We start from the raw sequence: 443 nt of genomic DNA, 5'->3' as shown, positions 1-443 counted from the left end.
GGCGCACGCTTATCGCTGCGGAACTGGTGTTCGGCGTTTCGTCTGGCAAGGGTGGGCTTGGTTGGTTCATCTTCGAAAATCGGAATGAGTTGCGGACAGACTACGTCTTTGCGGGGTTGCTCACCGTCATCGCAATTGGCCTCCTCGTTGAAGGTGTCATCTTTAGAAGCATCGAGGTCCGCACCGTCCGCCGCTGGGGTACACAGCGCTGACTTTATCCCGAGGAATGACAGTCACGTCCAATCACCGGATTCCCCTCAGCGAGACAACGAGATCCGGTCTGGCAGCGTGTGAACCTGCGGAATGGCAGGGCTGTTTCCCTGACGGGGCTGATCAAGGCGGGTCGTGCGATGCGGCGGCACGAACTGAGTGATGCCCCATGGGACCTGATGTCCGATGTCATGCTCAGGACGGATCGCCAGGGTAGCGGGCGCTGGCAGGAC

General features: G+C 59.8%; 1 pseudogene. It reads left to right on the top strand.

Annotated features, from left to right (window positions below):
* Positions 1-212 (top strand): annotated as a pseudogene (locus AC2JF9_RS09350) (hypothetical protein); the annotation flags it as partial.
* Positions 213-443: the final 231 nt, after the last annotated feature.

This window comes from Lactobacillus sp. C449L, from assembly GCF_059900815.1.
The sequence above is the reverse complement of the archived record's forward strand: the minus strand, read 5'-3'. Positions and strand labels throughout refer to the sequence as shown.